This window comes from Chlorobium sp. (assembly GCF_049593655.1).
Classification (GTDB): Bacteria; Bacteroidota; Chlorobiia; order Chlorobiales; family Chlorobiaceae; genus Chlorobium.
Genome location: NZ_JBAWHG010000037.1, coordinates 1 through 2,300, shown reverse-complemented (window position 1 = coordinate 2,300; position 2,300 = coordinate 1). Strand labels below are relative to the sequence as shown.

2 protein-coding genes and 1 pseudogene are annotated in these 2,300 nt (G+C 54.3%); 1 reads left to right on the top strand and 2 read right to left on the bottom strand.

Annotation, left to right across the window (positions count from 1 at the left end; all coding sequences use genetic code 11):
* Together WBP50_RS06230 and cysD are read right to left on the bottom strand one after the other, a co-directional pair.
* Positions 1-217, bottom strand: a pseudogene (locus WBP50_RS06230) (adenylyl-sulfate kinase); the annotation flags it as partial.
* A complete protein-coding gene (cysD, locus tag WBP50_RS06225) occupies positions 217-1,107 on the bottom strand; it encodes a sulfate adenylyltransferase subunit CysD (RefSeq protein ID WP_423932498.1) in 891 nt (296 codons plus the stop codon). The pseudogene WBP50_RS06230 and the gene cysD, both read right to left, overlap by 1 nt.
* Positions 1,108-1,377: 270 nt before the next feature.
* Between cysD and WBP50_RS06220 the strand changes: the two genes are divergently transcribed.
* On the top strand, positions 1,378-2,166 hold the full coding sequence (locus WBP50_RS06220) for a Stf0 family sulfotransferase (RefSeq protein ID WP_423932496.1): 789 nt from the start codon (positions 1,378-1,380) through the stop codon (positions 2,164-2,166).
* Positions 2,167-2,300: the final 134 nt, after the last annotated feature.

The window sequence follows — 2,300 nt, the reverse complement described above, 5'->3', positions numbered from 1 at the left end:
GATCGATTTTCTCGCCCTGGGTTCCGTACTGGCGGGAATCGCTTTCAAGTGAACAGAGCTGGTCGTCATAAATGTTTTTGCTTTCAAAAAGCAGTCGACCGATCAGGGTGCTCTTTCCATCGTCAACACTTCCGCAGGTAATGAAACGGAGCATTTCCCTCCTGCCGCCGGTTTCCCGTAAAGAGGCGATATCCTGTTGTGCACGCAATCCCGGCATCAGAAATAGCCCTCCTGTTTTTTCTTTTCCATCGATCCGGGTTCATCGGAATCAATCAGGCGGCCCTGCCGCTCCGAACTTCGGGCATGGAAGGTTTCCGCAATTACCGCATCCAGCGTATCGGCATCGGACTCGATTGCCGCCGTCAGCGGCCAGCATCCGAGCGTTCTGAAGCGCACCTTTTTCATGCAGGGCCTTTCGCCGGGTTCAAAAGGAAATCGGGTGTCGTCCACCATGATCCACTGCCCGCCCCGTTTGACCACGGGTCGTTCCGCCGCGAGGTAGAGCGGAACGACAGGGATCGCTTCGTCGTGAATGTAGTGCCAGATATCCAGTTCGGTCCAGTTGCTCAAAGGAAACACCCGGATGCTTTCCCCGGCATGAATGCGGGTGTTGTAGAGCGACCAGAGTTCCGGACGCTGAACCTTGGGGTCCCATCGATGGCCCCGGGATCTGAAAGAGAAAATCCGCTCTTTTGCACGGCTTTTTTCTTCGTCACGGCGAGCGCCGCCGAACACCACATCGAAACCATATTGGTCGAGAGCCTGCTTGAGTGCCTGCGTTTTCATGACATCGGTATGGTAATTGCTGCCGTGAATGAACGGATTGATGCCTGCGGCCTCCTCTCGGGTATTCGTGTACACCAGCAGCGGCATGCCGCTTTCGGAGGCCATACGGTCACGATGCGTGTACATGGCGCTGAATTTCCAGCCGGTATCGACATGCATGAGAGGAAAGGGAGGAGGCGCAGGATAAAAAGCCTTGCGGGCAAGATGGAGCATGACGGAGGAGTCCTTGCCTATTGAATAGAGCATCACAGGATTTCCCGATGCGGCAACCGCTTCGCGGATGATTTCGATTGATTCGGCCTCGAGGGAGAAATATGCCATAAGAGCGTCAGAATAATTGAACCGTATGTTTCTGAAAAAACAGGCATGCTTATTGCAATATATGCTTTTGCCTGAAACCGGAGGGTGAATGATTCTGCAATTTCATCGGACTCCGGATGTTTGGCGATACGGCAAACTGCGTATATTACCGGTGCCATTCAAGGAATTTTCCGGCGACCGGAAGTGAACTGCCTGTTTTCCGTTTTTCGGCATTGATGGCGGCATTCCATATGTAGGTGATACGGTAACTCGCTATTTTTTCATGAAGATATGCAGACAGGCAAGTCGCTGACGAGCAAAAAAAACATCATGGAACTGAGCTCCGGACGGGATTTTCCGGAATCGACTCCGCCCGGCATGAAGTATCTGATTCTCGGGAGTCCTCGTTCCGGAAGCACCCTGGTCAGTCGTATGCTGTTCGAAACCGGTATGGCCGGAGACCCGCTCGAGTTTTTCAACCGGCATCTGCTCGAGCTTGAGCGCAGGACAAAAGGACCGCCCGATCTCACCTTCGAGGGTTTTCTGGAGAGGATGATACGTCGCAGGACATCGCCGAACGGCGTATTCGGCATGCAGCTCCACTACTCCCAGCTTCTGGCGAAATTTTCGTGCAACAGACTGCATCACAGTATGATCGACTTTGTAGGGGCTTTCGACAGACATATATGGCTGAGAAGGCGGAACCGGCTGCGTCAGGCGATCTCCTTCGCGATCGCAAGCAAGAGCGGGGCATGGTCTTCCGAGGATGAGGCAAAGGTCAGAACACTGGAGAGCGGCGATATATCTCTGCCCGAGATACTTTCGGCACTGAGTCTTGTCGCTCTGAACGATTACGGATGGGAGCTTCTCGTCAGAACGGCGAATCTGCAGGTGCATGAGGTCTGGTACGAAGATCTGGACGCAGATTACGAAAGCGTGAGCAGAGGTATTCTGGATTTTCTGCAGATCATGCGGCATGTCGGCAAGGTTCCCGCTCCTCCCATATCCCGTCAGGGATCGCAGCTGAACGAACGGGTGCTCGCCGATGTCCGGGGCTGGCTGGGCCTGGACGAAGCCTGAGCGGGCGTGATGGCCGATATGCGCCGCTTTGTCCGGCCGGAAAACAGAAAAGGAGGCCGAAGCCTCCTTTTCCACGTTTGTTGTCTGACAGAAGCCAGGCAGGCTTAGAAGCCTACGCGAACACCAAGCAGCAC